This is a genomic window from Gordonia sp. LMA167 (genome assembly GCF_058130025.1).
The window spans coordinates 47,968-74,763 of sequence record NZ_CM176708.1; the positions used below are offsets into that span (position 1 = coordinate 47,968).

Consider the following 26,796-nt stretch of genomic DNA (forward strand, 5'->3'; position numbering starts at 1 on the left):
CATGAGGGGTACCGTCCGGCACCCCTCATGGGCCGCGGCGTCACACTCCGGACAGCTCCAGGTCGGGTGCGACGTAGGTGTCGTAGAGGCCCTTGGTGTAGGAGAAACGCATCTCCGCACCCCACTGCACGAGCTTGAGGCAGCGTTGCTGCAGCGCAGGTGTGTCGGCGCAGTCGAGCACGATCTGATAGCCACGCTCACCGTGTACGACGTCGGAGGTGATGTGTAGGTCGAAGAACTCGATCTCGTCCTCGGTGAACCCGTAGACCTCCCGCAGCGGGATGATCTGCTTCTTGTAGATGCTGGGCACCTGCGACTCGAGGCCGACCACGAGTGCTGCGGTCGCGACCACGAAGTGCTCACGCGAAGACACCGCGTAGCACCAGGACTGCAGGCCGCGGGTGATCGCACTCATGTTGTCGGGGTTCTCGATTCGCTCCTTCGACGTGCCGCAGGCCTCGCCGAACTTGATGAGCAGGTCGGTGTGCCGGATGTCGGCCAGTTCCTCCTCGTACATGTTCTGCAGAGTGAAGTCCTTGGCGTCGGTGAACTCGTCCGGGGTGTTGGCGTAGATGTTCGCGAGGTAGTCGGCGAACGGTCCCACGTAGTGGTAGTGGTTCTCCGCCCAGCGGGCGAAATGCTTCTTCTCGAGTTTGCCCTCGGCCCATGCCTTGCTGAACGAGGCATCCTTGGCCTCACGTCCCTTGATCGCGTTTTCGAGGGCGGCGCGAAACTCGTCGCGCCCGAGCAGAGTCGACATTCTTGGGTTCCCTTCATGGACTGTCTCGGCCGGGTCTGCGGCCGCAGAACTCGCGACGTTGCGAGATGGATAATCGAAACCTGTTACCGATGAGCATGTTTCGACAGGTTCCAGGCTAGGTAGCGCAGTGGCGTGACACCACGGTCACTGTGACCGAACCACCGGCGCGAACCTGGCCAACGTGCACCCTCAGCCGACGGATGCCGCCACGACCGCGTCGAATTCGGCGAGCATCGCAGCACCGACGGCCTTGTCCTGTTCGCCGTTGCCGCCGCTGATCCCGACCCCGCCGACGATCTGCCCGTCGACCACGAGCGGGAAGCCGCCCACGAAGGTGGCGAACTTGCCGGGAAGCATGTGGCTGATGCCGAAGGCCTCGTTGCCGGGCAGGGCCGGGCCGTTCGGCGGTTCGTTGAACAGATGGGTGGCGCGTTCGTGACCGGCCGCGGTGAACGCCTTCGCGATCGAGATCTCGACGCCGGTGAGGCGCGCGCCGGGAAGTCGGTGCAGCGCAATCACGTTGCCACCGTCATCACAGATGCACAGGGTCTGACGGACGCCGATCTCCTCCGCCTTCGCGCGACCGGCCGCCAGAACCGGAAGCGCGTCGTCGAGGGTGATACGCAGGATTCGATGCATGTCAGTTCGCTTTCGTGTGAGTTGCCGCCGAAGTTGACGCACTGCACATGTAACCGGAGTTCGACGATCCGCGAGCTGTCGAAGTTGACCTGAAAACCAGCCGGCTCCGGGTTACTGTGCACATGGAGCGGTGCGGATTGGCTTGGTAATTGACTAGAGGTCCGGCGGTGCGCAGCCCAATCCGCACGACCAACCGAAAGCAGGACCGATGGAACCCCACCCACGACTGACACTGAGCGGCCTGCTCGACGAACCCCTGATGGAGGGGGCCCGCGTCGTCGCCGGGGACACGTCCGGCGACTCGGCCGTCTCCTGGGCGTTGCCGTTCTCCGAGGTGATGACCCGATACGACGAACTCGTCGCCACCGTCGTCTACGCGCGACCGGAGTCGGTGGCCGCGAAGCCGTCCAGCCTCGGCTCGCTGGTGGCGCGGGGCGCGCCCGCGGTCATCGTCGACGGGCCGTTGCCGGCCGCGCTGTCGGGCGAGACGATCCCGCCGGGTCTGGTCGTCATCGAGATGGGCTTCCCGATCGGCTTCGCCGCGCTGAACAGGCTGCTCGCCGAGCGTGCACTCACCCAGGAAGTGCATGTCATGCGCTATGCCACCCATGTGCACCAGTCGCTGGCCGGTCTGCTGCACCGCGGGGCCGGCATGCCGCTGCTGCTGCGCGAGGTGTCCGCGCTGTCGCATTCACCCGCGGTGGCCCTCGACTCACGCTGCGAGCTCGTCGCCCAGCACGGACTGGCCGCCGAGGTGGTCGAGTCGGTGGCGCCCGCACTGAGCGCCCGGCTGGCCGAAGCCGGCAGCTCACCCACCAAGCTCGACGACACCGTCGACGTCGTGCTCGACGTCGACTCGGACGTGTGGACCGGCATCGCCAGTCCGATCCGGCTGGGCAAGTATTTCGAGGGGTGGGTGGTGATCCTGAGTCCGGGACACCGACCGGGTGAGCATGATCTGGCGCAGCATGTGGTGGTCGCGCACCAGGCGACGGCGATCATCGGGTCGGAGATGTTGCGGCAACGGAGCGTCGAGGAGGCCGAGGAACGTGCACGCGGTGACTTCGTGCAGGCACTCGTGCACGGGGGTTTCGCCTCGGAATACGAGATGCGTACGCGCGCCGGCTATCACGACATCGACCTGGAGGCGACGTTCGCCGTCTTCATCACCCGGGATCACGCGCGCGGTCCGGACTCGGCCGATCCGCGCGGGAGCAGCAGCCTGCTGCGGCTGGCTCGCTTCGCGGCGAGTCTGTTGCCGCACAAGGATGTTCGGTCCTACGTCACAGTTTTGGGCGATGTGCTGGTGGTCGTTCGGACCCTGCGGTCGACGACGCCTGCGGAGCTCGACGAGGAGGTCGCGCAGTACGCCATCGCCATGGCCGACGAGCTCACCGCCCGCGGGCATGACGCGCGATCACCGGTGGCGTACGGCGCGGTGGCCGTCGGCGCGTCACAGATCCGGGAGAGTTACCGCGAGGCACGTGTGGCGCTCGGCATCGCATCCCGGATGCAGCTGAGCGGCGCCGTCTCCTACCGCGACCTCCGGTCCTACGGGGTGCTCGAACCGATCGCCGAAACCGAGCGGAGCCGACAACTCGTACGCGATGTGCTCGGCCCGATCCGAGCCGGCACAGAACTGCACGACATCCTTCTCGCCTATCTCCAGCACGGCGGCAACGTCAATGCCGCGGCACGGGCGCTGAGCATGCACCGCAACACCATGCTGTCCAAGCTGGACCGGATCTCCCGGACGATCGGGTTGGACATCAAGGTTCCGGAGAATCAGTTCACGGTGTGGCTGGCGGCGCGCCTGGAACTGCTCGACCAGCTGAGCGGATCGGTGGAGCGAGAGGTCAATTTCGTCTGAGCGCCTCGGGCCGATCGCCGGCGCCCGGCTCGACATCGGACAGCTTGTCATCGGCGTCGCCTACTGCGGGATCGCCTTCCGCGGGATCGCCTTGCCCCGGTTCGACGTCGGCCAGGCGCGGTGGCTGCGGATCGCTTCCCAGGAACGATGCGGCGAGGCCGGCGGCCACCACCACCGCGCAGATGCCGAAGAGCAGACCGAAGCCACCGTGGTCGAGCGCGACGGCGACCCACGCCGCCCCCACCGCGGAGCCGCCGAAGCGCATCAGGTTGAACAGCCCCAGCCCGGTCCCCTGTGCACCGACCGTCGAGCGGGTCGAACCCGCGGCCGCCGGGGTCTGCACCATCGCGACACCGAATCCGGCGACGACGAGCACGCCGACCATCCATCCGGCGCTCTGGGTGGTGCCGGTCAGCGCGGCCAGTGCGCTCTGCCCGGCGATGAGCACGACCAGTCCGGCACGCAGGACACGACGGGCCCCGACCCGATCCGAGACACCGCCCACCAGTGGCGCCAACACAGCCATCGTGAGCGGCAGGGCGAACAGGACCGCACCCGCGAAGCTGGTGCTGGCGCCGATCGTGTCCACCAGATACAGCGGGATGGCCAGCAGCGTCGCGCCGAGGGCGAACATCTGGGTGAAGGCGGCGCAGGCGCTGCGCACGAACCGCGGTTCGGCGGCGGCACGGACATCGATGAACGGTGTGGTGGCCCGGGCACAGTGCCATCCCGCAACTCCGAGGAGAACCACCGCGACCAACGCCAGACCGATCACGACCGCGGTACTCACGCTGTCGACGCTGACCAGGGTGACCGCGAGGATCAGCAACCCGGAGCCGACCGTCACGGTGGCTGCCCCGACCACATCGAGCCGCATCAGCCGGCCCGGGAACCGCGGCACGGTCCGCACGGTCAGCACCCACCCGAGCAGGGCGACGGGGATGAGGGGGACGAACACCCAGCGCCATCCCCAGGCATCGGCCATGATGCCGCCCGCGGACGGACCGACCGCCTGACCGATGCCGTTCACGCTGGCCCAGGCTCCAACGGCACGGGCCCGCCGGTGCGGGCCGAACAGCCAGGCGATCAGCCCCATCACCGCCGGGGCGAACACCGCTGCGGCGAGGCCGCCCACCGCGCGCCACGCGATGAGGATTTCCAGCGTCGGCGCGGTTGCCGCGCCCGCCGAACACACCGCGGTCGCCACCAATGCGACGCAGTAGACCCGACGCCGGCCGAACCTGTCGGCGACATAGCCGGCCAGCGGCATGGCTGCGGCGAAGGTGAGCAGAAAGCCGACGACGACGAGCACTCCGCGACCGAGCGGGGCATCGAAGTCGGCCAAAATCTCGGTCAGGGGGACGTTGACGACGTTGTTGCTGACGGTTCCGACGAGGGTGCCGGTGAGCAGTGCCGCCAGTGCCAGCGGTGTGCCGGAATCACCGGCTGATGCCGACGTCGTCGTGCGTTCATCGCTCTGAGATGCCATGCCGTCCCCTGCTCGAGACCGCGGCGGCCGGCGGGCCGCGGCGGAAAACCTATACGGCATGTTTCCACCCGACATCACCGATCGGCACATCCGGGATGCCCCAGAGTGCACATGAAATCGCTCCGAATTTGGACAACCTGCCCATATCTTTGACGGCAGCAGAGTGCGCGTAGGGGTGTGACGAAACATCGCGGTCTCTGATGATTTACCGGCTCGACACAGAAGGTCACGAGACTGTCGATCCGTGACATCGTGCACAGCGAACAGCCACCGCAGGTGTGCATCGTATCGGTTGACCCCCGGTGACGGCGGGTGAATGGTTTCACCAGCACAGCCCTTTCCGTTCACCCACCCGCTAAGGAATCACCGTGCAGTCCATCAATCTCACCGCCGCCCATTGGGTTTACCTGGCCGGCATCCTCGTCATCATCGCGACGATGGTGATGCGCAAGAACATCGTGGTGCCGGCCGTGATCGCGACCTTTCTGACCGCATTCGCCTTCAGCGACAGCATCGTCACGGCCATCGCATCGATCTTCAACGCCAGCCTCGTCGCGGCCAAGGAACTGTTCAACATCTTCCTCATCATCGCCCTGGTGACCGCCATGCTCGGCGGCCTGAGGCAGATGGGGGCGGATCGACTCATGATCACCCCGTTCCGACGGGTGATGCGGAGCGCGACAACGAGCTTCATCGTGCTGGCGATCGTGACCTACACCATCTCGCTGTTCTTCTGGCCGACGCCGGCGGTGCCGCTGGTGGGCGCCGTGCTGATCCCGGTCGCGATCCGGGCGGGGCTGTCCCCGATCTCGGTCGGCATGGTGATCGCCATTGCGGGCCAGGGCATGGCGCTGTCCTCGGACTACGTGATGAAGGTGGCCCCAGGGATCTCCGCGACCGCAGCCGGCGCGGATGTGGACAGTGTCGCCGACAAGTCGCTGGTGCTGTCGCTCATCGTCGGCGCGGTGGCCATGGTGATCACGTGGGTCATGCAGCGTCGGACGTGGCGGGCCCCGTCGGCAGAACTGCTGGTGGAGTGGGAGGCCGAGGCCGACCGTGGCGCGGCCGACGTCGAATCCGAACTGCACGGTGAGCAGGCCGAGAGCGACGGCACTGCGGTGTCCCAGCGCGGCGGATCGGGGACGGCAGCGGTGGCAGCCGGTGCGGGCGGGGACGTACCCGCCTCGGGGTCGACCGGATCGACCGGCACCGCGGTGCTCGATCCCGAGGACCCGTCGTCGCCGGGCTCGGCACCGGACGCGTCGCGGACCGCCAAGATCTTCGCCGTCCTGGTCCCGCTCGTCTACGCGGGATTCATCGTCTATCTCATCCTCGGCAAGACCGGCGTGGTACCTGCTCTGGAAGGTGGCGACGCAGCCGCCATGGTCGGCGGCATCGCAGCGCTGCTCCTGTTCGCGGTGTGCGCCGCGCACGAGCCGACGAAGTTCCTCGAGACCACCGCCGAACACCTCGTCGACGGTCTGGTCTTCGCATTCAAGGCGATGGGCATCGTCCTGCCGATCGCCGGCTTCTTCCTGATCGGCAACTCGGACTTCTCCGCACAGATCCTCGGCCTGCCCGAGGACGTGACCGGCCCGGCGTTCCTGTTCGATCTGGTGAGCTCCGCGCAATCGCATCTGCCCCACGTCCCGATCTTCACCGGCCTCGGCATCCTCCTCGTGGGAATCGTTGCGGGTCTGGATGGTTCCGGGTTCTCCGGGCTGCCGCTGACCGGCGCGTTGGCGGGTGCGCTCGCTCCGGGCGTCGACATGGACCCGGCAACCCTGGCCGCGATCGGCCAGATGGGCAACATCTGGTCGGGCGGCGGAACACTCGTGGCATGGTCGTCCCTGGTGGCCGTGGCCGGGTTCGCCCGGGTACCGGTTCTCACCCTGGCCCGCAAGTGTTTCGTCCCGGTCATGGCCGGCCTGCTCATCTCGACCGTGGTGGCCGTCTACCTGCTGTAGTCACAGTCTCACCCGCGGCCCCATGGGAGCGAGTTCGCGAGCGCTCCACCCGGCCCCTGAGGAGCGAGCTTGCGAGCGCCCCACCCGGTCCCTGAGCCTGCCAGCGCCCCACCCGATCCCTGAGGAGCGAGCCTGCGAGCGCTCCACCCGGTCTCTGAGGAGCGAGCTTGCCAGCGCTCCACCCGATCCCTGAGGAGCGAGCTTGCCAGCGCTCCACCCGATCCCTGAGGAGCGAGCTTGCGAGCGTCACGAAGGGCCCTTCGTGACGCACGCTCACTCCGTTCGCGGGCTCCTCAGGGAGCGGGGGTGACGCTCGCTCACTCCGTTCGCGGGCTCCTCAGGGAGCGGTGTGGCAACGCCTGCGAACTCGCGGACTCAGGGAACAGGTGGAAGCGAAACCGCAACGTACGCAGGCGCGCAACAACCCACCCGCCCCCTGAGGAGCGAGCTTGCCAGCGCTCCACCCGATCCCTGAGGAGCGAGCTTGCCAGCGCTCCACCCGGTCTCTGAGGAGCGAGCCTGCGAGCGCCCCACCCGATCCCTGAGGAGCGAGCTTGCGAGCGTCACGAAGGGCCCTTCGTGACGCACGCTCACTCCGTTCGCGGGCTCCTCAGGGAGCGGGGGGACGCACGCTCACTCCGTTCGCGGGCTCCTCAGGGAGCGGGGGGACGCACGCTCACTCCGTTCGCGGGCTCCTCAGGGAGCGGGGGGGTGACGCACGCTCACTCCGTTCGCGGGCTCCTCAGGGAGCGGGGGTGACGCACGCTCACTCCGTTCGCGGGCTCCTCAGGGAGCGGGGGGCGACACGCGCACCTCAGGACCGGGGGGACGTCCGCCGAAAACTGCTTAGAGCCTTACCGTTTCACAGTGGTCGCCACCTGGCCGGGCCGGGCGAACCGGCCGGGTAGGTGTCGAGCGGAACACGATCTGCCTTCCACGCATCGATGATCGGGGCGACGATGTGCCAGCACTGTTCGGCGGTGTCACCGCGAACGGCGAGAGTTGCGTCGCCGTCGAGGATCCCGGACAGGACCTCGGCGTAGGCCCGCAGCGATCCGTCGCCGAGCTCGGCGGACAGATCGGCGGCCTTCAGGTCGAACGGGTGGGTGCCGTCGTGCACGTTGAGCCGTACCGACATCGTGTCGGGACCGAACGCGAAACAGAGCACGTTCGGGGCGGCCTGGCCCCGAAACTGTTCCGGCAGATGACGTACCGGCCGGAAGGCGAGAGCGATCTCCCGCGGTGCCGGGTCCAGCGCCTTGCCGGAGCGCAGGGTGAACGGCACACCCTGCCAGCGCGCGGTCTGCACTTCGAAGGTGGCCTCGGCAAGGGTCTCGGTGTTGTTGGACGGATCGACCCCGTCCTCGTCGACATAGGACGGCAGGGTTCTCCCATCGACCTCGCCCGAGGTGTATCGGGCTCGGCGCGACGACCGAACCGGATCGCCCTCCCACACCCGGGTGGCGCGTAATGCCGCGGCGGTTGCGTCACGGAGGTCCCGCTCGCTCAACGACGCCGGCGGATCCATGGCGACCACCGAGAGCAGCTCCAGCAGATGGCTCTGCAACATGTCCGTGAGGGCGCCCGCCTTGTCGTAATAGCCGGCGCGACCCTCGAGTCCGAGACTCTCGTCATACCGGATCACGACCGATTCGATGTGCTCGGCCGACCACACCGGCTCGAACACGCGGTTGGCGAACCGGACTCCGAACAGGTCCAACAGGATCGACTGGCCGAGAAAGTGATCGACCCGGAAGATCTGGTTCTCCGGCAGTAGACCCGCGAGCGTCTCGTTGAAGGCACGCGCGCTGGCCTCGTCGGTTCCGAACGGCTTCTCCAACGCCAGCATGAGACCGTCGGGGAGATCCACCCCGGCCATCGCGTCACACGCCGACTGCGCCACTGCGGGCGGCACCGCGAAGTACAGGACCGAACGGCCGTGCGCCTGGTCGAGAACGGTACGGATTCCGTCTGCGGTGGTGACGTCGGCCTGCACGAACACGGTGGTGTCGGCGACGTTGCGGGCGGTGTCCGAGGATGTGTCACCGAACGCTTCGCGCACCCGATGGCGCCAGTCGTCGTCGGAGACCTCGCGTCGGCCGACGCCGACAAGCCGCACGTCACGGTCCGGTTCCAGTGAGAGGAGTTGTTCGAGCGCCGGGAGCAGCAACCGGGAGGTGAGGTCGCCCATCGCACCGAGGATGAACAGAGTCGTGGTCTGCGCCATGCCCGACGCTAACCCGTCCGGCCGGCATATATGAAGATCCTCGGCACAATCCCTCGACGAAATGGTGAGAATCGAGGGATGCACACCAACATCGAGGACTACGCAATGGTCGGTGACTGCCGCACCACCGCGCTGGTGTCACGACGCGGCGACGTCGACTGGTTCTGCGCACCGCGCTACGACTCCGCATCGATCTTCGCAGCGTTGCTGGGCACCGAGAAGCACGGACGGTGGGGGCTGCGACCGCGTGAGGACAGTGCTCGGGAGTCCCGTCGCTACGACGGCGACACCCTGATCCTGATCACCCGGTGGGAGACCTCCACGGGTGTCGCCGAAGTGCACGAGTTCATGCCGATCGACGGCGGAGAGGTGGACCTGGTGCGCCGGGTCGTCGGGATCTCCGGGTATGTCGACTTCGTCACCGAGTTGAGGCTGCGCTTCGACTACGCCCGCGCCCTGCCCTGGGTCCTGCAGGTCGGCGACGACACCGGGCCGGGGCTACGTGCCATCGCCGGTCCGGACGCAGTCATCGTGCGCGGCGTCGAACTCCACGCCGACGGCAGCGTGCACCGGGGGTTCTTCACCGTCGAGCCGACCGTGACGATGGATCTGACGCTGTCCTGGTATCACTCCTATCGTCCCGAACCCGCTCCGATTGACGTCACCCGCGCACTGCGGCGCACCCACGACTGGTGGAGCACCTGGGCCGGCCGTATCGATCATTCCGGCCCGCACAAGGACGAGGTGGTCCGCTCTCTGATCGTCCTGCGCGCGCTGAGCCACATGGACACCGGCGGGATCGTCGCGGCGGCCACGACGTCGCTGCCCGAACAGTTCGGCGGTGCGCGCAACTGGGACTACCGCTACGTGTGGCTGCGCGACGCGTCGCTGACGCTGGAAGCCCTGGTCCGACATGGCTTTCTCGGCGTTGCGGAGCACTGGCGGATGTGGCTGATGCGTGCCATCGCGGGCAACACCCATCAATCACAGATCATGTACGGCATCGCCGGCGAACGTGAACTACCCGAGCGGGAGTTGCCGAACCTGCCCGGATACCAGGGCGCCGCACCGGTCCGCATCGGCAACGGCGCCGTCGATCAGTATCAGGGCGACGTCCTCGGCGAGGTCCTGGTGGGTCTGGACTCGGCACGCGCGGCGGGACTGGAGGAGACGCCGCTGTCGTGGTCGCTGCAGAAGGCGCTGCTCGAGCAGGTCGAGGCCAATCTCGAACGACCCGACAACGGGATCTGGGAGATGCGCGGCGCGCCAAAGATGTTCACGCATTCGCGCGCGATGATCTGGGCAGCCTTCGACCGGGGGGTGCGGGCAACCGAGGAGCACGGTCTGGACGGTTCACCGGACCACTGGCGCGAACTGCGGGACCGGGTGCGCGCCGAGATCGACGAGAACGGTGTCGATCCGGCGACCGGGCGATTCGTGCAATACGACGGCACCACCGAGGTCGACGCCTCGCTGCTGTTACTGCCGCAGGTCGGGTTCTGCGCATCCGATGATCCGCGCATGCTCGCGACCGTCGCGGAGATCGAACGCACACTGCTGCGTGGCGGGCTTGTGCTGCGCTACAACACCGATGGCGGCGTGGACGGGCTCGCCGGCGGCGAGCACCCCTTCATGGCATGCACCTTCTGGCTGGTCACGCAGTATGCGATGAGCGGACGCCGCGACGATGCGGTCGCCCTGATGAAGTCCGCGTGCGCGACCGCCAACGATGTCGGCCTGATCTCCGAGGAGTACGACGTCGGCGCCCGTCGCCAGGCAGGCAACACCCCGCAGGCACTCTCACACCTGGCGCTCGTCCGGGCGGCCGACGCCTTGGCCGGTCGGCTCCCGCACCGTCACGCCACCTGATGGGCGAGGGCGGCCATCAGGTCGTTGCGGCTGCCCTCGATCTCGGAGTACCGCAACGGCTTCACCCGCTCGACGAGGATCTCGCCGGTAGCCGTCGGCAAGAGCTGCATCACCTCATCGAGGAACGCGTCGAGCGGCATGGCCCACTCTGCGTCGGCCTGTCCCGGCATGAGGTCGGTCTGCACCGCCGGCGGCACGAGTTCGAGCACATCGACGGACGTGTCCGCCAACTGCAGTCGCAGGCTGTCGGTGAAGGAGTGGATCGCGGCCTTGGTCGCACTGTAGGTGGGGGTTCCGGCCATCGGGGTGAACGCCAGCCCGGACGACACCGTCATGATGGTCGCGTCCGGCTGCGCGGCAAGGAATTCGGTGAACGCGGCCACCAGACGCAGGGGCCCGAGGATGTTGGTCTCCACCTCGGTGACCGCGATCTCCAGAAAGCCCGGATCGCGCAGGTTCTCCCCTCGCATGATGCCGGCCATCGCGATCAGGACGTTGGTCTCGGGAAACCGTGCCCGGACGTCGGCGGATACCCGGACGATGTCGTCGGCGTCGGCCGTGTCGATGCGGACCGTCTCGATTCCGGGATGTTGCGCCGCGATCTGATCGAGAAGGCCGACGCGACGCCCGCCGACGATCACGCGGTTCCCCGCGTCGTGTAGACGGAGGGCCAGCCCGAGCCCGATTCCGGAGGTCGCGCCGGGGATGAAGATGGTGTTTCCGCTGATTCGCATGGGGTGTCTCTCCTGTGGTCGGCAGTCCGGTGGACGTTCTCGCACCCTCCACTCCACCGCTGCCGTCGACCGGTAACAAGGCAGCCGTGATCCAAGGACCGGCGATCCCTGGATCACTCCACGGCGATGGGCCAGAGTGGACGGATGGCGATCGACCGGGCCGGACTGGCCGAGTTCCTGCGTAGTCGGCGTGAGGCGCTGCAGCCCGCCGACGTGGGATTGCCGCCGGGGACACGCCGACGCACCCGCGGCCTGCGTCGCGAGGAGGTCGCGATGCTGGTGGGGATGTCGACCGACTACTACAGCCGACTCGAACAGCAGCGTGGACCGCAGCCGTCGGAGCAGATGCTGACCGCGCTCGCTCGCGGACTGCACCTGTCGCTCGACGAACGCGATCACCTGTTCCGGCTCGCCGGTCACAATGCCCCGGGGCGCCGAGGCCTCTCCGATCACGTCGGGCCGGGGATGATGCGCATCGTCGATCGACTCGCCGACACTCCGGCGATGGTCGTGAACAGCGCAGGCGAAACGCTGCTGCAGACGGCGCCCGCGGTGGCGCTCGTCGGCGACGAGACCCACTTCACCGGCCTGCCACGCAGCATCGCCTATCGCTGGTTCACCGATCCGGTCACCCGTCAGCGGTTCCCCACCGAGGACCACGACCACCACGCCCGCGCGCACACCGCGCGGCTACGCGCGTCGGTGACCCGCGAGGGCCCCACATCGCACTCCGCCGAGATCGCGGATGCTCTCTTGGCCGAGAGCACGGAGTTCGCCGAGCTCTGGCGGCACCACGACGTCTCCACCAGCCTGACCGACACCCGCAAGCGTCTGCTGCACCCCGAATTGGGCCTGATCGAGGTCTACTGCCAGACACTCCTGGACCCCGACGGCATCCAGTGCCTGCTCGTCTACACCGCGACGCCGGGCACCGAGAGCCACGAGAAGCTGGCCCTGTTGAGTGCGGTGACCGCCTGACCGTCCCACCCGCGACCCGCACTCCATCGTGCAGGTGCGCTCACCGCCTGTGGCACTCTGGGTCGAGTCTCACGAAGGGCGAGGGATGGCGAAGAGTGGGTGGTCTGCGGGCGAAGCACCGCGGATGGACGGAAAGACCGCGGTGGTCACGGGCGCGAATTCCGGCATCGGGCTGGAGACGACCCGTCATCTGGCCCGGCTGGGTGCCCGGGTGATCATGGCATGCCGCAATCCGGCCGCGGCCGCGGCGGCGCGAGCCGACATCATGGCCTCCGTGCCCGACGGACAGGTCGACATCGTCACGCTCGACCTGTCCGATCTCGCGTCGGTGCGCAAAGCCGCCGCCGAGATCGCCACCGAATGCCCGACGGTCGAGGTCTTGGTCAACAACGCCGGCGTGATGGCGGGCCGACGCCAGCTCACCGTCGACGGATTCGAAATGGACTTCGGGACAAGTTTCCTCGGTCACTTCGCGTTGACGGGCCTACTTTTCGAGCCCTTGCTCGCCGCGTCCTCGGCGCGGATCGTGACGGTCGGGAGCAATGCGCATCGGGCCGGGACCGTCGACTTCGACGATCTGACGATGACACGATCCTTCAGCACTTCGCGCGCCTACTCGCGGGCGAAGTTCGCACAACTCGTCTTCGCGGTCGAACTACAGCGGCGGCTTTCGGCAGCCGGTCGCACGACTCCGATATCCGTGGCGGCACACCCAGGTGCCACCCACTCGGGAGTGATGCGTGATTCGGGTCGAGTTCTCAACTGGCTCTTCACCACCGGCTCCTTACACTGGATTCGCCGTACCTTCATCATGGAAGGCCCCGAGGGTGCGTTGCCATCGCTGCGCGCCGCAACCGATCTCGGCGTTCTCGGTGGTCAGTACTTCGGACCTTCCGGCCCAATGCAATTCAGCGGACCACCGGTCCCGGTCGTGCCGAGCCCCCGTGTCATGGAGCCCGACTTGGGCGCTCGTCTCTGGCAGACCGCGGAAGAACTCACCGGTGTGGCTTACTCGTTCCTCGACTGACCCCGAACCGCGGCCGGGCGCGGGGATCGGCTTGAGCGCTCACCCGTTGCTTGGGAACTCCCGATCAATCAGGTTGCGGCTCATCGGGATCGGCGCCCAGATCCGCCCGCAGTTGCGCCAGTGTCCGCGACAGCAGCCGGGACACATGCATCTGCGAGATGCCGATCTCCCTGGAGATCTCACTCTGCGACATGTCCTGGAAGAATCGCAACGACAGGATCCGACGTTCGCGTTCGGGAAGGCGTTCCAACGCCGGACGCAGGGTCACGAACTCGTCCACCTGACGGATACGATCGTCGTCCTCGCCCAGCCGATCCCGCAGTGAGCGCACGTCGTCATCATCGGTCTCCGCGTCGAGGGACGACGCGTTGTAGGCCGACCGGGCCATCAGTCCGTCGATGACCTCGGCGACCGGCAGCGCGAGGTACTCGGCGAGTTCGGACGGCCGCGGCGACCGACCCAGTCGTTGGACCAGTTCGTCGGCCGCCGAGTTGATCCGTAGCGACGTCTCCTTGGCGCGACGGGGCACCCGCATCGACCAGGTGCTGTCGCGAAAGTGCCGCCGAACCTCACCCATCACGGTCGGTACGGCGAAGGCGAGGAAGTCGGTTCCGCGTTCGGCATCGAAGCGGTCGACCGCGTTGACGACCCCGAGCCGGGCCACCTGGAGCAGGTCGTCGAACGACTCGCCGCGATCGCGGAATCGGCGTGCCACATGTTCGGCCAACGGTAGACATCGTCGGACGGCATCGTCACGGTACCGCGATCTGCGATCGATGTCGGGCTCCGCGTGCATCTGTCGTAACAGCACCACCACGTCCGCGTACTCGTCGTCGCGGGCTCGCGTCGGACCGGCGGGCCCCCGTCGCACGGGCGGAATCGACAACAGGTCCCCTTCCCTTCCCGCTTCCGGGTTCACTGCCGCTGTGCGCGGCCGATATACGCGACAGTAGGCACTACCCGGGCAAACGCGCTGTCAAACCCGGTTCTGCCGAACTCCACTTGTAGACCGTGGTGGCGCACCGTACGGTGGAAGAGGCGGTTCAGTCAGCAGCTGCACGCGTCCGAGACTGACCAGCCCGCGCCCACAGCGCCAGCATGTCTCTGCGCACTCGACCCTTCTCGGAGTAGAGGCACGCATATGACACTGAACACCGACATTTCGTTCCACTCGACGGCGGCCGGCAAGTCAGCTGGGGCCCGCCACTCCGCCCGAGCCCTCACCGCGACCACATCGTTTTGCGTTCAACGCTTTTCGGGCGACATCGACCTTCAGACGGTCGCCGATTTCGCCGCCGCGCTCGACCGGGTCCTGGCCCAGCGTCCCGAATGCCTGGTACTCGATCTCTCGCAGGTCAACTTTCTCAGCGCCTCCGGGCTGTCCGAACTGTCCCGCTTCTGCACCGATGCCGCCAGAGCACACGTCTCGGTGGCGGTGGTGGGCAGCCGAGCGGTCTCCCGCCCGATCGAGGTATGCCGACTGGAGACGACACCGGCTCTCTACGACACCGTCGATGACGCCGGAGCCGCCCTCGGCACGCTACTCAGGAAGCGGTGACGATCACGGCACTGTTCCCGGCTTTCGTCGCTTGGCGAACGCGACCGTGACCTCGCGGTGGTCACCGACGTCCGCGTATCCGACCGATTGAGCGTCCGTCACGGTCTCCACGACTCGCCACCCGAAGCCAGAGCCGTCGAGTTCGACGCCGTGATCGACGATGGCGGTCACGCTGCCGGCGAGTCCGTCCGACCCGGTCGCCAGCTGGAAAGCGATGAATCGATCGGGCGCGGAGGCCGCGATCAGTTCCGAGCAGATCTCATCGACACCCAACGTGACGTCGGCGACGTCGTCGATGGTCCAGTCGTCGACGAACATCGTTCGTTCCACGACGGATCGGACGATCTGCAGGCGATCGGCTCGGGCAACCACGGACAGCGTCACCGGCGCATCGGCGGTGCGCATCAATTCCTCGATCACCGCCCGTTCGTCGGTGGTGCCGCGGTTGTCGGCCACTGCGTCTCCTCGGGTTGGGGGTTTCGATTCATCCACCCGCTTACCCCCGCGTGAACACTCCGAAACGTGCACGTGCACGGTACGTCAGTCCCCGGCAGCGGGTGCAGCTGTCGGCCCCGAGTACACCGGCCTGGGCGTGGGGCATCGCGACCATCTCTGTCGCCAGAAGGGTTCCTGGGTCACAGACGGTTTCGGCGCAGAGCGCAGACGCCGACGAGCAGATCGTGCCGACTCGTACCCGCCGCCGCGAGCGGAGGCACGTCCGAGTCGAGTTTGAATCAGGTGTGCTCGGGAACCCTCTCGTCACAGATGGGCACTCGGAGGCGGCATTGAGACCAGCGACGCGGCAGGATTCCCGATGACCGCTGCCCGAGCCGGCCGCCGAGCGCATCCGCGATACCGCCTCCTGGCGGGGCGGTTGCGCCGCAGCACGAGGTCGGCGAGGTTCATCACCGCGGTCACCTGGGCCGGGTACCTGGCGTTGACCGCCGGCGTCGTGCTCATCGCTCTGGCCGTCGCCGACGATTCCTCCGCGAGTCGGTGGGCCGTGGCGGCGGCCGCGACGGCATTGTGCGCGGCCGCGCTGGTGGGTGCCGCGCGGCGCCTCTCCCGATCGCGCGCCGAACATCTCCGCAGATATCGCGCACTCCTCTCGTGGACCCGCCGGCGGAGACGCCACGACCCACAGCGGTGACCGGTCGCCACCCGTCTCCAACCGGCGCACGACCGCGGGCGTGTGAGGTCGCCTGGCCACCTCCGGCGGGGCCACCCGCTGTGATTCTCGACGCCGCACGGCGCTCGGTGGCGGGAAACGAGGCGCGGGCCAAGTACCATCCCTGCGTGTGAGCACGGCCGTAACCCCCACCACCACCCCCAATGAGGATGCCGCGACAGGCAACACCTCGGGGTATCGGTTGGACCTCGACGGCCTGCGCGGGATCGCGATCGCCCTCGTCGCCGTCTTCCACGTCTGGTTCGGCCGTGTGTCCGGCGGCGTCGACGTCTTCCTCACCCTGTCGGGCTACTTCTTCGTCGCATCCCTGCTCAAACATGTCGTGGCGACACAGCCGTCGTCGGTGTCGTGGGATGCGGCGGTCAACCCGTGGCCGCGGCTGTGGCGCCTGGTCCGGCGGTTGCTGCCCGCGCTGCTGGTGGTGCTGGCCTTCATCACCGTGATGATCGCCCTGGTGATGCCGAAGACGCGGTGGGGCCCGCTCGGCTCGGAGATCCAGGCGAGCGCGCTGTACTACCAGAACTGGCACCTGGCGTTCGACTCGCAGGACTACGCCTCCGCGGATTCGGCCATCAGCCCGATGCAGCATCTGTGGTCGATGTCGATGCAGGGGCAGTTCTTCATGCTGACCCTGGTGTGCGCACTGGCTTTGGGCGGGGTGTTGCGTGCCCTGTCGCGCCGGTTCGCGGTTCTCACCAACCCGGCGGTGATCCGCAGCGTCGTCGGCGTCGCACTCCTCGCCGTCGCACTGGTGTCGTTCGCGTGGGCGAACCACCGGCACGGGATCAACCAACCCTTCAACTACTACGACACGATCGCGCGCCTGTGGGAGCCGCTGGCCGGCGGCCTGCTGGCGGTGTGGATGCCGCGCCTGGCCCTGCGGCCATGGATGCGCAACGCACTCGGCGTCGCGGCACTGGCGCTCATCATCACGTGCGGCTGGTGGATCTCCGGGGTCCAGCAGTATCCGGGGGCGATGGCCCTCGTGCCGGTCGGGGCAACGCTCCTGCTGATCTGGATCGGGTCCGCCGCGGTCTCCGACGTTCCCGGTGGCGGCCCGGCCGAGGTGAGCCGCTGGCTCGCCCATCGGCGGCTCGTCTGGCTCGGATCGATCGCCTACGCGCTCTACCTGTGGCACTGGCCGCTGCTCGTCTTCTACATGGCCTGGCGGTACGAGGACGACGTCAACTGGTTCGAGGGCACCGCCATTCTCGTGGTGTCCGGCGTGCTGGCGTGGGCGACCACGCGTTTCATCGAGAATCCGCTCCGCGGCGGCCGCGGCTCCGCCGTGAGCCGACGGTACTCTCGCACGTTGCTCGCGCTCATCCTGATCTCGACGATCGTGTTCGGGAGCACCGCGGTGATCTGGCAGCGCAATGCGGCCAACGCGACGGTCAACACCGCCAACCTGGATCCGCGCCTCTACCCCGGTGCCCGCGCGTTCCTCGACGGTGCGGCGGTCCCGAAGGTCGAGCCGCAACCGAGCCCGGAGGTCGTCGACAAGGATTGGCCGATCACGTCGTACGACTCGATGATCAGTGGGTGGAAGGACCCGTCGATCAAGGTCGGTGTCTACGGCGACCCGAACGCCACACGCACCGTGGCGCTGGTGGGCGGCTCCCACGCCGAATACTGGATCACCGCGCTCGACGACATCGGCAAACGCCACGGCTTCAAGGTCACCACCTATCTCAAGGTGGGGTGCGCGCTGACCACCAGTCACGTGTTCATCTGGTTCGGGCAGAAGTACTACCAGTGCAACGACTGGTCCAGTCGTGTCATGGACCGGCTGGCCGTGGACAAACCCGACGTGGTGTTCACCAACTCCACCCGACCGGTCGAGGGCAAGGGTTCGCGCGGAGACTTCGTCCCACAGGACTACAAGGACATCTTCGCCCAGTTCCGGGACCGTGGTCAGCGGGTGGTCGCCGTCCGCGACAACCCGTGGGCGCACGGCAAGCTGAAACCACCCGAGTGCCTGGCCGAGGGCCGCAAGCCGGACGTCTGCGGGGTGTCCCGCGAGGTGGCCCTCGCTCCGGCCGATCCGGCGACGGCGATCGCGCCGGAGTTCCCCAACATGAACTTCCTCGACTACACCGACGCCATGTGCGATCCGACGTACTGTCCGGCCGTGGTCGGGAACATCCTGGTCTGGCACGACTACCACCACCTTTCCGCGACCTTCGTGCGCAGCCTCATCCCGGCGGTCGAGGCCGATCTGGCGACGTCGCTGCATTGGTGGTGAAATCGGTCACATCCGCGTGCTGAAACGGCTCTCTCGGCCGCTTTGACGTGGACGACTCAGTTACTCCCAAGGTAGGACTGTTAATTTGAGCGCCGAGTAGTTCGTGTAGCGAAACACTCTCGCCCGAGGCGCCGCCCGGGCAGGGAGGTCGGGGCGCGCAGAGGGGACATTGGGGCGTAAGTACACGCATGACGACGTATGTAGAGCAACAGAATGGTGGCAGCACCTCGGCCACCGGGTCCGTCGACGCCGGCGTCCGCAGGGGCAAACGTGCCTACCTGCATCACCTCGACCTCATCCGGGTGACCACGTTCTCGCTGGTCATCTTCGTGCACTGCCTGACCCAGACGACCGACGAGTTCAACAATCTGGGCGTCAACACCACGTCTCTGCTGTTTCACTTCACGCGCAACACGTTCTTCGCCCTGACCGGATTCGTGCTGATGTATCAGAACTTCGAGAAGAGCGACTTCAGCACGACGGCGTTCTGGCGCCGCCGGATCAATCTCGTGATCTTCCCGTACCTCATCTGGTCCGCGATCTACTGGTTGGTCCAGCAGGTGTGGGCCCGCGGCCGCGTCGGGGACGTGCTGTCCGATCCGTTGGGCAGCGTCGGTGAGTTCGCGCGTCTGGCCGGGTGGGGGCTGTCCGGGTTCCAGATGTACTTCCTGTTCGTGATGCTGCAGGTCTACCTGCTCTTCCCACTCATCCTCTGGCTCGTCCGCGCGACGGCCCGCCACCACGGTGCACTGCTGGCGGCGAGCCTGGCCGTCCAGGTCGCGATCACGATGGTCATCACCTACTGGCAACCGCCGGCATCGCTCGCGCCGTATTGGTGGCATCACTACGCGACGTTCGTCCCCTACCAGTTCTTCATCCTCTACGGCGCGGTCGCCGCCGTGCATCGCACAGCGATCGCCGACTGGCTCGCGGGCAAGGGTTGGTGGCTGTTCGGGGCCCTGATCGCCACCGCGACGCTGGCCGTGGGCGTGTATCTGGGCGGTGTCTGGTTCGGCGGCAAACCCGTCCACGACAACGACGGCGCCTTCCATCCGAGCCTGATCCCGTTCATCATCGTGGCGATCACCTGCCTGTACGCGGCGGCCGCGCACTGGGGGACGCACTGGCGGGAGTTCACACCCCGGTTCGCGCGGATCGTCTCGTTCGCCTCGAACCGTTCGTTCGGCGTGTTTCTCGCGCACGTACTGGTGCTCTACTTCGTGCTCAAGCCGCAGTCCGCCGGCCACCCGTGGATCCTCGAAACCCTCGGACAGCCCTGGGGCACGATCGTCACCTACATCGCCACCATCGCCGGGTCGTTGCTGCTCGTGGAGATCCTGCGCCGCCTGCCCGGTTCGCTCTACCTCACCGGCCGACCGCGGCTGCCCGTCCGGCGTCCGGTGCTGCCGACGGCGTCAGTGCGAGCCCAGCAGGCCCACTAGGGCGCGCGGCTGCGCGAGCAGCAGCTCGCGGAGATGATTGCGTACCAATGTCCATGTCGGGCAGTCGCACCGGGCCGCAACACCGGTTGCATCGATGCCGTCGCTTCGGCACAGCGCGATCGCACGGGACACATGGAAGTCCTGGGTGATGAGCACCGCCCGATCGAGGCCGAACACATCACGCGCACGACGACAGCTGGCCTCGGTGTCCATCCCGAGCGGGTCGTCGGTGATCGCATCCGCCGCCACTCCCCGCTCCTCCAGGTATCTGCGCATCACCGCCGGCTCGTCGCCCGCCGCTGCGGACCCGTTGCCCGAATTGATGATTCGCGCCACGCGGCCGCTGCGGTACAGCTCGAGGGCGGTGTCCAGGCGGCCGCGGACGTAGTCGCCGGGCGCGCCGTCCTCGACCAGGGAGCCCAGGACGACGGCCGTGGAACCCGCCGGAACCTCATCGTCGGCCAGGGTGCGATCGAACGACGACCAGTACGTCCACGTCGCGGCGACGGTGATGACCAGCTCGACGGCCACCAGCACGGCGAGCACGAACCGTGACGAGTTTCCCAATTGGTCGACGGCGCCCACCGGCAGGACAATACTGGGTGGACGCCGTGCGATCCGCTCACGCGTCACCCCGTACCGGAGGTCGTCTCCTTGCCCTACATGCCGATCACCGAGTCCATGTTCCTCATCGCCGAGACGCGCGAGCAGCCGATGCACGTCGGCGGCCTGCAACTGTTCGTGCCCAGAGATGGCCAGTCCGCGACCGACCTGGCCGAGGAGATGTTCGCGGCCTTCCAGAACTGCACGGAGGTGCGACCGCTGTTCCGGAAGCGCCCCGCGTCGCCGGTCACCATCCTCGGAAACGTCGCCTGGTCCTTCGACGACGAGATCGATTTCGACTACCACGTGCGCCGAGCCGTGCTGCCCCGGCCGGGCCGCGTCCGGGAGCTCCTGCGGTACGTGTCCCTCAACCACGGCGCGCTGCTCGACCGATTCCGGCCGATGTGGGAACTGCACATCATCGAGGGACTCACCGACGGCCGGATCGCGGTGTACACCAAGTTCCATCACTCTCTGCTCGACGGGGTGTCGGCGCAGCGGCTTCTCGAACGGACCCTGACCCCCGATCCCGATGCACGGACCGGGATCGCACCCTGGGATCCCGCGACGGGCCGCCGACGCTCCCGTCCCGAATCGGCCGGCGGCACCGGCCTCCGCTCGCGCATCGCCGGTATCGCCGACACCGCCGCACAGGTCGCGGGCATCGCGCCGGCCGCCGCCAGAATCGCGTTGAGCGGCATCACCGATCCCAACTTCGTGGCTCCCGGTTCGGTCGCTCCGCGAACGATCCTCGACGTCGCCATCGGCAGCGCCCGCCGCTTCGCCGCTCAGCAGTGGCCGATCAGTCGGTTGCGGGCGGTTGCCAAGGAACTCGACATCACTCTGAACGACGTCATCGTCGCGATGAGTTCCGGCGCCCTGCGCTCCTACCTCATCGACCACGACGCGCTGCCCGACCAGCCACTCATCGCGGCCGTGCCGGTGTCGATGCACACCGACGACTCGACCGATGGCAACAAGGTCACCGCCATCATGGTCAACCTGGCCACCGACCAGCCCGATCCGCAGCGCCGCGTCGAGACGCTGATCGCCTCCACCCGCAAGAGCAAGGAGGTGGTTCGCGGCCTGCGCCCGCTTGCGGCCCTCGCCCTGGGCGCGGCGAACTTCGCTCCGCTCGCGTTCGCCACGATCCCCGGCGTGGTCCAGTATCTGCCGCCGCAGTTCAACATCATCATCAGCAATGTGCCCGGGCCGCGCGAGGAACTCTATTGGAACGGCGCCCGGCTCGACGGCGTCTACCCGGTGTCCATCCCGATGGAGGGACTCGCGCTCAACATCACCGTGACGAGTACCGCCCAGCACATCAACTTCGGACTCATCGGCGCCCGCAAGGAGCTACCCAGCCTGCAGCGCCTCCTCACCCACCTGGACACCGCGCTCGACGAGTTGGAGAAGATCGCCGGCATCATCCCGTGACGTCGCCGATTGCGGCGTCACACCACCTTGGGTTTCCGGCGGCCCGCCACGTTCCTCCCCCCCGGCATCAACTCGTTGCCCGACTGTGCGGTTGGAGGATGTAGCGACATCCGGGGGCGAACCGTCGGCCGGCCCGGTCAGCACGGGGTGACGGCGTCCGCGTAGCGCAACCAACTCGGCAACGCGTGGACGAACTCGTCATGGGTGACCGGCGACCCGGCTGATCGCCAGTCGACGACGTCCTTGATCTCCACCTCGTACTTGCGCCATTCGAACCAGTTGACCATCTTCAGCATCGGGTATCGGGTCGGGATGTCGGCGGCGAACACCTGCTTCCACCACGTGCTCTTCACCGCACGCTCGGATGCGCCGGCGGCCGCTCGGGCGGGGGTGTAGATGGCGGCGGTCTCCACGATCGCGACCGGGTGCCGATGCTCGACGCCGTACACCTGGTAGAAGTTCGGGACCGCACGATCGTCGCCGGCCGTGCCGGAGTAGGTGCCGTCGAGCATCTGGGTGAACTTGCCGGGCTCGGTGATCTCGTTGTCGCCCCAGGGTCGCTTGTTTCCCCAGTGGTACAAGGAGACACCCACCCAATCCACGGCGTCGTCACCCGGATAGTACGGAGAGTAGGGGTCGTCGCGCGCGGTGAGCCGCCCGTCGTGGTCGGTGTCGAGGACCGAGAAATCCGGTGTGCCACGGCGTGCCGCGTACTTCCCGCCGAGGAACGGGTAGCCGCCGCCGTAGTTGGGAGCCCACATCATCGCCGTCCCAGGGGCCTTCGCATGGACCATCGCGGCGACGCGCCGAAACGTGTTGACGTACTTGGTCGGCTGCTGACCCCAGGAGTACCAGGTGCCGTTCATCTCATGGGCGAACCGAACGATGACGGGCACTCCGGCCTCGTTGATGCGCCGCAGATCGTCGCCGAGTCGCCCGATCACACCGTCGTCGATGGAGTCGAGCCCGGCGTGTGCCTCCAGAGTCAGCACCATGATCCCGGCGTCGGCCTTCACCTGGTCTGCCGCAGCAACGGTATGCGCCCAGGTCGCATTGTCATATGGGATGTCCGAGAACTGAACGGCCACAGCGGGAGCGTGCCCCAACGCCGATCGATACTCACCCAGGGACTCGGCATGCCAATCCAGGTTCACCCCGAACAACACTCCGTCGCGGGGAACCACCCGCGACGCGTCGACGACCGCACACGCGGGCGTCGGCGCCGGCAGGTAGTGGTGGAAGAGTGCGCCGGCGGTGCCCACACCGACCAGCATCGCGATCACCGGTACGAGCACCGATGGCCGCTTCCGCCGCCGCCGCGACCACCTCGCGGCGAACCCGTCGGTCACTTGCTCTCGCACAGTTGGACTTTCGATCAGGGGACTGGGCATGTCACACTCTCTCCACAGGGCGGACCGGACGAAACGAGATGCGATGACGATTCACCAGCAGACGCCGCAGCGACGGACGACGTCCATGGTCGCCGTGGCGCTCGCCGCGGTCGTGGCGCTCGCCGCATGCGGGTCGTCGACGGACGAGAACGCTCAGCATCCGCTGCAGTGGGGCGCCTACCTCCCGGATCTCAACGGGACCGATGTCGCCTCGGACGCGGGTGTGGTCGGAGTGGCGACCCTCGCCGACCGGTCGCTCGACCTGATCCTGACGTTCGTAGCGCTGAAAGATCCAGTGCCCCGCAATGACCTGCAGCGGATCAGCGCCTCCGGCGCGACCCCGGTGGTGACCATCGAGCCCTGGGAACCCGCAGCCGGAGCCGACCAACCCGACTACCGGCTGTCTGAGATCTCCTCCGGCACATTCGATGACGATCTCCGACGATGGGGACGGGACCTGGGCAGCTGGGGCCATCCGGTCCTGATCCGGTTCGCGCACGAGATGAACGGCACGTGGTATCCCTGGGGCATCGACGTCAACGGCAATTCCGCCGAGGACTACCGGGCGGCATGGCAGCACGTCTATCGGACCGTCAAATCCGCCGGCGCGCAGAATGCCTCGTTCGTCTGGACGCCGATGGCGGCCGTCCCCGGGATCGCTGGCTTCGAATCCGCCTATCCCGGTTCGGAATACGTCGACCGGTTCGGGATCGACGGATACAATTGGGGAGACGACGGAACGCACGGCTGGGCGTCGCCCGACTATATCTTCGCCGACAGCCTCCGACGGCTGCGGGCACTCGACGACACCAAGCCGATCCTGATCGCGGAGGTGGGGTCGGCCGACGATCCCGACCCGAATCGCAAGGCGGACTGGGTCACTCAATTCATCTCCCTGGCAACCCATGCCCCGGAGGTCGAGGGATTCGTCTGGTTCCAGGCCAACAAGGAACGGGATTGGCGATTCAACTCGAACCCCGAGAGCGCGAATGCCTTCCGATCAGGACTTGCCGCAGTACCCGGCGTCTGACCGGTGCTCGACGGGTCGCCGCGCGCGTGATCGCTCGCTGCCGGTCGACGTGGATGGTCAACACCTTGTCCAGGTCGAGCGCGGTGAGTGCATCGGCCAGTGCAGGTGAGTACCCGTAGGCGCGCAGGTCTCCCCCACTGCTGCGTGCTGCGCGGATCGCTTGCAGCACATCGGCGACACCCGACGGCGTTATCGTCGTCAACTCCGTCACGTCGAGCAGGATCAGCCGCGCGCCGCGTCCGCAGGCATCTGTGACGTGGCGGTGCAGCCCGGTGAAGACGTCCACCTCACCGACGAGTGCGATGTCGTGGGTGGACTGATCGGCGAAGACACCCTCGGCGAGCGTGGCGATCATGGTTGTTCTCCTATGGCGTTGAAATCAGATGGTTTTGGCACTTCTTGCAAGCGGTTCACGATGTCACTCGGCGGGCTCGATCATCGAGTCGTGACGGTCGCATGACTCACTTCCGGCTCGAATTCGGCCGGCTCCGCGTCCTCGCTCGGGCGGTAATGGGCCGCCCGGATCACCGCGACGAGTAGCAGGAGGTCGAGCAGAACCCACCCGAAGGACAGGAACGTGGGGAACGTGTCGGCACTGCCGCCCGACCACCGCAGCAGCCCGACACCACACGCGACCACCAACGCGATCATCGCGGTGATCTGGATCGCGATGGGTCGATAGTCGACACGCGCCTCGGCACGCACCTTCGGGGTGACCGAGAACGTGATGTGGCGGCGCAGGAACACCGCCGCGGCCGCGGACAGGGTGGCCGCGATCCAGGTGGGGAACAGCGCGAACGAGATCTGCTGCCCTCGCCACAGGCCCCGCGACCGATGCCCGGCGATGAGGAAGAGCAACTGGCAGGCGACGAAGAACGGGATGAACCGCGCGAAGAAGTCCAGGGGCAGCGCCTCCATCGGGAACACCCCGGTGCATAGGAAGATGATCGGAGCGACGATGTACACCACCGCGGCGAATCCGTTGAGATAGGACGTCATCGTGGCGAGGTACATCAGTCGCTGCGCGAGGGTCAGGCCCGGCTGGAACAGCGGGTTGTTGGCGAAGAAGACCTGCATCGAGCCCGTGGCCCAGCGCTGTCGCTGGACCAACATCGTCCGCAGATCATCAGGTGCCAGGCCCTCGACGAGGACCTCGTGGTGGTAGACGCTCTCCCACCCCATCGCGTGCAGGTGCATGGCCGTGGCCATGTCCTCGGTGACGCTGGCCGTGTTGATCGGCTGGATCGCCAGGGCCTGATCGATTCGGGTCACCTCGACCGCGGTGGCCAGCGCCTTCATGTCGTCGACCACCTCGTCGGGCAGCCACGGGTTGGTCTCCAGGACCTCATGGACCCGCATCTGGAGTTCGAAGGCGACCTCACCGGCGGGATGGCCGCGACGCAACATGCCCTGCGCCAGCCGCACCGCCGTGTGGGCGTCTTCGAGCGGTCGGCGCAGCGGCGACTGCGGACCGGCGTCGTTGATCATGTCCTCGAGGCGGGCCCGGTGCTCGCGCACCGCCCGGCGACCGTGTTGGTCCACGCCGCGTGAGTACGCCTTGAGACCGAGCGCCATCAGCGCCTCGCGCCGCAGTACCGCATTCGATCCACAGAAGAACGCCGCTCCCCACCCGTCTTTGCCCTGCTGAATCGGGCCGTAGAAGAGTTCGGCCTGGCTTCCGAGCGGATCGGCGTCCGGGACGTTCCAGAAATACTGCGGAGTCTGGACGAATGCGACCGCGTCGTCGGCGAAGTAGCCGAGGACCTTGTCGAGGAATTCGGGTGTGGGAACCTGGTCGGCGTCGAGGATGGCGACGAACTCACCCTGCGTCCGGAACAGCGCGTTGTTGATGTTGCCGGCCTTGGCGAACCGTTGGCGCCCCGCCCACTCCTCGCCCCGGGTGATGTATCCGACGCCGAGCTCATGCGCGGCGAGGCGGAACTCCTCGCGGTCGCCGTCGTCGAGGATCCACGTGGAATGCGGGTGATACATGTCACGGGCGGCGACCGCGGTTGCCGTGACGAGTTCGAGGGGCTCGTTGTAGGTGGTGATGAAGACGTCGACCGTGACGCCAGGTGGCGCCGGCGGCGGAGAATCACGACGCCGCGCATTCCACACCAGAAAAGAGAACAACACCGATTCGGACAAACTGTACGTTTCGGCAATGGCCAATGGAACGGCGATCCACCACGCATTCCACGCAATCGTTTCGCTCCATCGCCAGAATATGTAGGCGAAACCGAAGGAAACGACAAGAATGGCGATTATCCGGACGACGAAGAGACGTGTAGCACCCAAGGCAGCCTCCCAGCGGGTACTGATTGAGCGGGGGTTCACTGCC

22 protein-coding genes are annotated in these 26,796 nt (G+C 67.2%); 11 read left to right on the plus strand and 11 right to left on the minus strand.

Annotation, left to right across the window (positions count from 1 at the left end; genetic code table 11):
* Window positions 1-40 precede the first annotated feature (40 nt).
* Window positions 41-760: an iron-containing redox enzyme family protein gene (locus ACVT6V_RS00240; RefSeq protein ID WP_489897830.1), complete on the minus strand. Its 720-nt coding sequence runs from the start codon at window positions 758-760 to the stop codon at window positions 41-43.
* A 189-nt stretch (window positions 761-949) separates the two neighbouring features.
* Window positions 950-1,399 carry a GlcG/HbpS family heme-binding protein gene (locus ACVT6V_RS00245; RefSeq protein WP_489897831.1) on the minus strand — a complete coding sequence of 150 codons (450 nt, stop codon included), beginning with the start codon at window positions 1,397-1,399 and terminating at the stop codon, window positions 950-952.
* Window positions 1,400-1,607: 208 nt separating this feature from the next.
* Between ACVT6V_RS00245 and ACVT6V_RS00250 the strand changes: the two genes are divergently transcribed.
* A complete protein-coding gene (locus ACVT6V_RS00250; RefSeq protein WP_489897832.1) occupies window positions 1,608-3,269 on the plus strand; it encodes a helix-turn-helix domain-containing protein in 1,662 nt (553 codons plus the stop codon).
* Here the strand turns inward: ACVT6V_RS00250 and ACVT6V_RS00255 are convergent.
* Window positions 3,256-4,758 (minus strand): MFS transporter, encoded by a 1,503-nt coding sequence (locus ACVT6V_RS00255; protein ID WP_489897833.1) that lies wholly within the window; start codon window positions 4,756-4,758, stop codon window positions 3,256-3,258. The genes ACVT6V_RS00250 and ACVT6V_RS00255 overlap by 14 nt on opposite strands.
* A 368-nt stretch (window positions 4,759-5,126) precedes the next feature.
* Here ACVT6V_RS00255 and ACVT6V_RS00260 point away from each other — a divergent pair, with 368 nt between their 5' ends.
* Window positions 5,127-6,725, plus strand: coding sequence for a hypothetical protein (locus ACVT6V_RS00260; protein WP_489897834.1), 1,599 nt, complete (start codon window positions 5,127-5,129; stop codon window positions 6,723-6,725).
* A gap of 862 nt (window positions 6,726-7,587) precedes the next feature.
* Here the strand turns inward: ACVT6V_RS00260 and ACVT6V_RS00265 are convergent.
* Window positions 7,588-8,952, minus strand: coding sequence for a glucose-6-phosphate dehydrogenase (locus ACVT6V_RS00265; RefSeq protein WP_489897835.1), 1,365 nt, complete (start codon window positions 8,950-8,952; stop codon window positions 7,588-7,590).
* A 78-nt stretch (window positions 8,953-9,030) separates the two neighbouring features.
* Between ACVT6V_RS00265 and ACVT6V_RS00270 the strand changes: the two genes are divergently transcribed.
* The gene (locus ACVT6V_RS00270) at window positions 9,031-10,821 is read left to right on the plus strand and encodes a glycoside hydrolase family 15 protein (protein WP_489897836.1); all 1,791 of its coding nucleotides are present in this window, start codon (window positions 9,031-9,033) and stop codon (window positions 10,819-10,821) included.
* On the opposite strand, the gene ACVT6V_RS00275 is transcribed toward ACVT6V_RS00270, so the two are convergent.
* Entirely contained in the window at window positions 10,809-11,555 is a 747-nt protein-coding gene (locus ACVT6V_RS00275) for an SDR family oxidoreductase (RefSeq protein ID WP_489897837.1), read from the minus strand. The genes ACVT6V_RS00270 and ACVT6V_RS00275 overlap by 13 nt on opposite strands.
* A 144-nt stretch (window positions 11,556-11,699) precedes the next feature.
* Here ACVT6V_RS00275 and ACVT6V_RS00280 point away from each other — a divergent pair, with 144 nt between their 5' ends.
* Both ACVT6V_RS00280 and ACVT6V_RS00285 read left to right on the plus strand, forming a co-directional pair.
* Window positions 11,700-12,533, plus strand: coding sequence for a helix-turn-helix transcriptional regulator (locus ACVT6V_RS00280; protein WP_489897838.1), 834 nt, complete (start codon window positions 11,700-11,702; stop codon window positions 12,531-12,533).
* 85 nt (window positions 12,534-12,618) lie between these two features.
* Complete coding sequence (locus ACVT6V_RS00285; protein WP_489897839.1) at window positions 12,619-13,560, plus strand: oxidoreductase; 942 nt, start codon at window positions 12,619-12,621, stop codon at window positions 13,558-13,560.
* A 64-nt stretch (window positions 13,561-13,624) separates the two neighbouring features.
* Here ACVT6V_RS00285 and ACVT6V_RS00290 read toward each other — a convergent pair whose 3' ends face one another.
* Window positions 13,625-14,356, minus strand: coding sequence for a SigB/SigF/SigG family RNA polymerase sigma factor (locus ACVT6V_RS00290; RefSeq protein ID WP_489901072.1), 732 nt, complete (start codon window positions 14,354-14,356; stop codon window positions 13,625-13,627).
* Between the two features lie 345 nt (window positions 14,357-14,701).
* Here ACVT6V_RS00290 and ACVT6V_RS00295 point away from each other — a divergent pair, with 345 nt between their 5' ends.
* A complete protein-coding gene (locus ACVT6V_RS00295) occupies window positions 14,702-15,118 on the plus strand; it encodes an STAS domain-containing protein (protein ID WP_489897840.1) in 417 nt (138 codons plus the stop codon).
* 3 nt (window positions 15,119-15,121) lie between these two features.
* Here ACVT6V_RS00295 and ACVT6V_RS00300 read toward each other — a convergent pair whose 3' ends face one another.
* The gene (locus tag ACVT6V_RS00300; protein WP_489897841.1) at window positions 15,122-15,574 is read right to left on the minus strand and encodes an anti-sigma factor; all 453 of its coding nucleotides are present in this window, start codon (window positions 15,572-15,574) and stop codon (window positions 15,122-15,124) included.
* A gap of 358 nt (window positions 15,575-15,932) precedes the next feature.
* On the opposite strand from ACVT6V_RS00300, the gene ACVT6V_RS00305 reads away from it, so the two are divergent.
* The 3 genes from ACVT6V_RS00305 to ACVT6V_RS00315 all read left to right on the plus strand — a co-directional run bounded on the left by ACVT6V_RS00305 (window position 15,933) and on the right by ACVT6V_RS00315 (window position 19,994).
* Window positions 15,933-16,268, plus strand: a complete 336-nt coding sequence (locus ACVT6V_RS00305) for a hypothetical protein (protein ID WP_489897842.1) — start codon at window positions 15,933-15,935, stop codon at window positions 16,266-16,268.
* A gap of 148 nt (window positions 16,269-16,416) precedes the next feature.
* Window positions 16,417-18,552: an acyltransferase family protein gene (locus ACVT6V_RS00310; protein WP_489897843.1), complete on the plus strand. Its 2,136-nt coding sequence runs from the start codon at window positions 16,417-16,419 to the stop codon at window positions 18,550-18,552.
* A gap of 188 nt (window positions 18,553-18,740) precedes the next feature.
* The gene (locus tag ACVT6V_RS00315; RefSeq protein ID WP_489897844.1) at window positions 18,741-19,994 is read left to right on the plus strand and encodes an acyltransferase; all 1,254 of its coding nucleotides are present in this window, start codon (window positions 18,741-18,743) and stop codon (window positions 19,992-19,994) included.
* Here the strand turns inward: ACVT6V_RS00315 and ACVT6V_RS00320 are convergent.
* On the minus strand, window positions 19,968-20,579 hold the full coding sequence (locus ACVT6V_RS00320) for a SanA/YdcF family protein (protein ID WP_489897845.1): 612 nt from the start codon (window positions 20,577-20,579) through the stop codon (window positions 19,968-19,970). The genes ACVT6V_RS00315 and ACVT6V_RS00320 overlap by 27 nt on opposite strands.
* Window positions 20,580-20,648: 69 nt before the next feature.
* Here ACVT6V_RS00320 and ACVT6V_RS00325 point away from each other — a divergent pair, with 69 nt between their 5' ends.
* Window positions 20,649-22,034: a WS/DGAT/MGAT family O-acyltransferase gene (locus tag ACVT6V_RS00325; RefSeq protein ID WP_489897846.1), complete on the plus strand. Its 1,386-nt coding sequence runs from the start codon at window positions 20,649-20,651 to the stop codon at window positions 22,032-22,034.
* A gap of 137 nt (window positions 22,035-22,171) precedes the next feature.
* Here the strand turns inward: ACVT6V_RS00325 and ACVT6V_RS00330 are convergent, their stop codons facing one another.
* Entirely contained in the window at window positions 22,172-23,395 is a 1,224-nt protein-coding gene (locus ACVT6V_RS00330) for a glycoside hydrolase family 26 protein (RefSeq protein WP_489897847.1), read from the minus strand.
* A gap of 73 nt (window positions 23,396-23,468) precedes the next feature.
* On the opposite strand from ACVT6V_RS00330, the gene ACVT6V_RS00335 reads away from it, so the two are divergent.
* Window positions 23,469-24,455: a glycoside hydrolase family 26 protein gene (locus ACVT6V_RS00335; RefSeq protein ID WP_489897848.1), complete on the plus strand. Its 987-nt coding sequence runs from the start codon at window positions 23,469-23,471 to the stop codon at window positions 24,453-24,455.
* On the opposite strand, the gene ACVT6V_RS00340 is transcribed toward ACVT6V_RS00335, so the two are convergent.
* Complete coding sequence (locus tag ACVT6V_RS00340) at window positions 24,391-24,810, minus strand: STAS domain-containing protein (RefSeq protein WP_489897849.1); 420 nt, start codon at window positions 24,808-24,810, stop codon at window positions 24,391-24,393. The genes ACVT6V_RS00335 and ACVT6V_RS00340 overlap by 65 nt on opposite strands.
* 80 nt (window positions 24,811-24,890) lie before the next feature.
* Window positions 24,891-26,753 carry a glycosyltransferase family 2 protein gene (locus tag ACVT6V_RS00345; protein WP_489897850.1) on the minus strand — a complete coding sequence of 621 codons (1,863 nt, stop codon included), beginning with the start codon at window positions 26,751-26,753 and terminating at the stop codon, window positions 24,891-24,893.
* Window positions 26,754-26,796 lie beyond the last annotated feature (43 nt).

What these genes read in the sequence shown, in the direction of transcription:
- ACVT6V_RS00240 (WP_489897830.1), bottom strand. Translation starts at nt 760, where the DNA reads ATGTCGACTCTGCTCGGGCGCGACGAGTTTCGCGCCGCCCTCGAAAAC.
- ACVT6V_RS00245 (WP_489897831.1), bottom strand. Translation starts at nt 1,399, where the DNA reads ATGCATCGAATCCTGCGTATCACCCTCGACGACGCGCTTCCGGTTCTG.
- ACVT6V_RS00250 (WP_489897832.1), top strand. Translation starts at nt 1,608, where the DNA reads ATGGAACCCCACCCACGACTGACACTGAGCGGCCTGCTCGACGAACCC.
- ACVT6V_RS00255 (WP_489897833.1), bottom strand. Translation starts at nt 4,758, where the DNA reads ATGGCATCTCAGAGCGATGAACGCACGACGACGTCGGCATCAGCCGGT.
- ACVT6V_RS00265 (WP_489897835.1), bottom strand. Translation starts at nt 8,952, where the DNA reads ATGGCGCAGACCACGACTCTGTTCATCCTCGGTGCGATGGGCGACCTC.
- ACVT6V_RS00270 (WP_489897836.1), top strand. Translation starts at nt 9,031, where the DNA reads ATGCACACCAACATCGAGGACTACGCAATGGTCGGTGACTGCCGCACC.
- ACVT6V_RS00275 (WP_489897837.1), bottom strand. Translation starts at nt 11,555, where the DNA reads ATGCGAATCAGCGGAAACACCATCTTCATCCCCGGCGCGACCTCCGGA.
- ACVT6V_RS00280 (WP_489897838.1), top strand. Translation starts at nt 11,700, where the DNA reads ATGGCGATCGACCGGGCCGGACTGGCCGAGTTCCTGCGTAGTCGGCGT.
- ACVT6V_RS00285 (WP_489897839.1), top strand. Translation starts at nt 12,619, where the DNA reads ATGGCGAAGAGTGGGTGGTCTGCGGGCGAAGCACCGCGGATGGACGGA.
- ACVT6V_RS00290 (WP_489901072.1), bottom strand. Translation starts at nt 14,356, where the DNA reads ATGCACGCGGAGCCCGACATCGATCGCAGATCGCGGTACCGTGACGAT.
- ACVT6V_RS00295 (WP_489897840.1), top strand. Translation starts at nt 14,702, where the DNA reads ATGACACTGAACACCGACATTTCGTTCCACTCGACGGCGGCCGGCAAG.
- ACVT6V_RS00305 (WP_489897842.1), top strand. Translation starts at nt 15,933, where the DNA reads ATGACCGCTGCCCGAGCCGGCCGCCGAGCGCATCCGCGATACCGCCTC.
- ACVT6V_RS00315 (WP_489897844.1), top strand. Translation starts at nt 18,741, where the DNA reads ATGACGACGTATGTAGAGCAACAGAATGGTGGCAGCACCTCGGCCACC.
- ACVT6V_RS00335 (WP_489897848.1), top strand. Translation starts at nt 23,469, where the DNA reads ATGACGATTCACCAGCAGACGCCGCAGCGACGGACGACGTCCATGGTC.
- ACVT6V_RS00340 (WP_489897849.1), bottom strand. Translation starts at nt 24,810, where the DNA reads ATGATCGCCACGCTCGCCGAGGGTGTCTTCGCCGATCAGTCCACCCAC.